This is a genomic window from Myxococcus sp. AB025B (genome assembly GCF_006518215.1).
GTDB lineage: Bacteria > Myxococcota > Myxococcia > Myxococcales > Myxococcaceae > Myxococcus > Myxococcus fulvus.
Window position 1 is genome coordinate 1 of sequence record NZ_SRLW01000502.1, and the last position, 4,090, is coordinate 4,090.

Sequence of the window (4,090 nt, forward strand, 5' to 3'; positions counted from 1 at the left end):
GGTGGGGACAGTTGACGACGGTGAGGGTGGCGACGATGTCGGGGCGGGTGGCGGCCACGTGGTAGGCGATGCCGCCGCCCCAGTCGTGGCCCACGAGGTGGATGGGGCGGTCGGGCTGGAGGTGGCGGGCGAGCTGGTAGATGTCCTCGGCGAGCGTGTCGAGGTCGTAGCCCTTTGGGGGACGGTCCGTGCCGCCATAGCCGCGCAGGTCCGGGGCCACGGCGTGATAGCCCGCCGCGCCGAGCACGGGCAGCACGTCACGCCAGCTCTCCGACAGCTCGGGGAAGCCGTGCAGCAGGAGCATGAGCGGGCCGTCCGCGGGCCCCGCCTCCAAGGCCTGCATGCGCAGCGAGGCCAGGGGAATGGACAGCGAGGCGAGTGCGGGGGTGTCGGTGTCCATGAGGGCGCAAGCTAGCAGTCCGCAAGAGGGGGCGGATTCATGCGGAAGGCCTTGCGTCCATGACTCATCAACGGGCGAGGATGCATGTCAGAGTTTGCGGACAGCGCCCAAGGAACGTTCCTCCACGGGCTCCTGCTCCTGGCGAGTGAGGACATCTGGGCATTCGCGGAGGGGCACCCCATCTGCCCTCCAGACCGGCTGACGTTCCCCATCGACGAGCCCGGCAGAGCCCTCGACTACAGCACGGCGGTCGTTGGCAGGGCCCCATCGTCCATCGTCGGCGTCGTACCAGGGCTGGCCCACTCCGGGGCCTCAGCCCCTACGACAATGCCCGGCGCACATGCCCACTTATGCTGCCACAGGTGCCTCCTCCTCGCTCGGCCTCACCGCTGCAGGAAATCAGGAATTGCCTCGTTGATCCGACAAGGGATTGTCAATAGCAATACACCCACAGCTTGGGGATTGGTCTTCCCGTGCGAGGAATGTGTGAATCGCGTCTTGGTTAGAGCTGGTGTGCTTTGTCTCTTCATCATAGGTGCCACGGGTTGCCGACCGCAGGAAGCCGAGATCGCGCGCGAAGCTACACCGCGATCCTCTCGCGCCAGGCTTTCCGGAACGGGGACTGGCCTTGAGGGCCGCTACTATGACGATATGTCGTTCGGATCCCTGGTCACAACCCAGGTGGATCCCACCATCTTCTTCGACTGGGGCTCCGCCATTCCCAGCGGAACGGCCCTGACAGACCCCGATACGTATTCCGTGCGATGGACAGGCTGGGTGGAGGCTCCCACCACTGGCACGTATTCCTTCATCACGCTGTCGGACGACGGCGTCCGCCTCTGGGTTGATGACACGCTCGTCATCGACAACTGGACGGACCATGGCCTCCAGGAGGACTCGGCCAACGTGAACCTCGTCGAGGGTGAACTCGTCAGCATCCGCCTGGAGTATTACGAGAACGGGGGGGATGCCTTCATGGGTCTGATATGGAATGACCCTGACAACAACTGGCTCCCAATTCCCACGGAGTACCTCTATCCACCGGAGACCACACTCCCAGATGGAGGCAGTGTGCCGGACGCGGGCACCGAGCCGACCGATGCTGGCACTCCCCCGGATACGACGCCGCCGACGTGGCCCGAGGGGCGCCGCCTGAGTGTCTCCGACGTGGCTGCGACGAGCCTGGTGCTCTCCTGGCCCGCTGCGACGGATGACCAGGGTGTCACTGGCTACGTGGTCTACGAGGACGATGTGTTCGTCGCGCGGACGGGAGCACTGGTCCGCACCTATACCCGCTCCGGGCTGACGCGCGGACAGATGGCCACTTATCGGGTGGAAGCAGAGGACGCCGCTCCCAATGAATCCACCGATGGTCCGTCGGCCACGGCGGCCACATTGCCGCCCGACCCCTCCACTGTCGCTCCCCCACTGAGCACCACGGGCGTCGTCTCCTTCAAAGATGCCACTTCCTTCCTGTATTCCGGCACAAACCCCGTCCAGTTCGGCGTCCAGTCCGGAACCCACGTCGAGCGGCGGTTGGCCGTGCTCCGGGGCAAGGTCACTTCACGGACAGGCACCGCGCTGCAGGGCGTTCGCGTCTCCGTCCTCCAGCAGCCAGAGGTCGGCTTCACGCTCACGCGGGAGGATGGCCGCTTCGACCTCGCGGTCAACGGTGGCGGCGCTCTCGTGCTCTCGTACGAAAAGGAGGGCTTCCTGCCCTCGCAGCGCGAGGTGGAGGCTCCGTGGGGACAGTACCGTGAGGCGCCCGAGGTGACGCTCGTCGCGCTCGACTCGCGAGTGACGACCATCGTGCTGGATGGAACAAGCACCGACACCCAGGTGGCCCAGGGCAACCCCGTCACGGACTCTGACGGAACGCGGCAGGCGACGGTGCTCTTCCCGCCCGGGACGCAGGTCTCCGTCATCATTCCAGGGGTGGGGACGCGGACGCTCGACTCGCTGTCCGTGCGCGCCACCGAGTACACCGTAGGAGACTCCGGCCCCTCCGCCATGCCGGGCACGTTGCCCGCCGCGACGGGCTACACCTATGCCGTCGAGCTCGGCGCGGACGAGGCCACCGCAGTGGGTGCCTCCCGCATTCAGTTCGACAGGCCCGTCGCGTTCTACGTCGACAACTTCCTGGACTTCCCTTCAGGCGACGCGGTGCCCATCGGATTCTACGACCGCACGACGGGTAGGTGGGAGGCGGAGCAGAACGGCCGCGTCATCGCCATCGTTGGCGTGACGGGTGGCGTGGCCCAGGTGGACATCGACGGAGACGGAACGGCGGAGGGTGACCCCGCCCTGCTGGCGCTGGGCATCACCCTGGATGAGCGCGAGCAACTCGGCACACTGTACGCCTCGGGCAAGACGCTGTGGCGCGTGGCGTTGACTCACTTCACCCCGTGGGATTGCAACTGGCCCTATGGCCCGCCCCTGGGCGCCAGGGCCCCGGACCACCAGCGGCCCAAGCCTGAAGACCCGGAGGAGCGTCCCGAGTGCCAGAGCGGTTCTATCATCGAGTGCCAGAACCAGACGCTGGGGGAGACGCTGCCCGTGACGGGCACCCCCTATCAACTCGTCTATCGCAGCGACCGGATGCCGGGGCGGCGGGCCAGCCACACGATGCGCATCCCCTTGACGGGCGCGGCACTGCCTCCCAACGTCATCCGCGTCGTGGTGGAGTTGGAAGTGGCCGGCCGTAAATTCCGCGCGTCCTACGCCCCTCTCCCCAATCTGACCCATGAGTGGGCGTGGGACGGCAAGGACGCCTATGGCCGGACGGTCTCCGGCAGTCAGGTCGTCGTGGGCCGCACGGGCTTCGTATACTCGCTCATCTACCAGGAGCCCGCGAACTTCAATCGCTCCTTCGCGGCCATCTCCGGCGTGCCTTACAGCGCCGCCCGCGATACTCGCGAGATGACGCTGTGGCAGTACTGGTCGACGCCCGTCACCCCATCCCGGGCCCTGCTGCAACCCGTCGCGGGTTGGTCGTTCGACCTGCATCACCAATATGACCCGGACTCGCGCACGCTCTACATGGGCGACGGCACGCGGCGCTCCGCGGACAATGTCGATGGTGTCCTCATCGCCTTGGCCGGTACGGGCGTGCAAGGAGAGGGCGCGGATGGAACCCCCGCGCTCCAAGCGGCGCTCAGCTATCCCGCTGACCTCTCCGCAGGTTCGGATGGACGCATCTACATCGCCGACTACGGAAACCACCGCATCGTCCGGATTGATCCGGATGGTGTGCTGCGGGAGCACCACAGGCGCGGCTCGAGCTTCACACCCGTCAGCCTCAAGGTGGCACCCAACGGCAACGTGTACGTGGCGGACTACGAGTCGCATCGGGTCTGGAGCATCGACCGGTACGGCAACGCGGCGGTGTATGCAGGCACCGGAATCTATGGGAATGCGGGTGATGGTGGCCGCGCCGTGAACGCCGAGCTCGCCTACCCGGTGGATGTCGACGTGGCCCCAGATGGGACGCTGTACATCGTCGACAAGAACAACCACCGCGTCCGTCGCGTGTCACCCGACGGCTTCATCACCTCCGTACCGGGTGTTGCTGAGCGAAGTGGTTGATGGAGAGCGCGGTCGCGACGAGCGCGTTGGTTGCCGGGAAGGGATGTTGCAGGCCGTGCGGAGTCCAGCAGCGAGCCGGATTCTGGCGCGCCACGCTGCGTGAGG

2 protein-coding genes are annotated in these 4,090 nt (G+C 66.5%); one reads left to right on the forward strand and one right to left on the reverse strand.

The window, feature by feature from the left end; all coding sequences use genetic code 11:
• On the reverse strand, nt 1–400 hold a 400-nt coding region (locus FL311_RS41635), incomplete at its 3' end, for an alpha/beta fold hydrolase (protein WP_141333158.1).
• Nucleotides 401–727: 327 nt separating this feature from the next.
• On the opposite strand from FL311_RS41635, the gene FL311_RS41640 reads away from it, so the two are divergent.
• Nucleotides 728–3,985: a PA14 domain-containing protein gene (locus tag FL311_RS41640; protein WP_228557440.1), complete on the forward strand. Its 3,258-nt coding sequence runs from the start codon at nt 728–730 to the stop codon at nt 3,983–3,985.
• The last annotated feature ends 105 nt before the right edge of the window (nt 3,986–4,090 follow it).

Coding starts and splice junctions, on each gene's coding strand:
- FL311_RS41640 (WP_228557440.1), top strand. CDS start 728: ATGCCCGGCGCACATGCCCACTTATGCTGCCACAGGTGCCTCCTCCTC.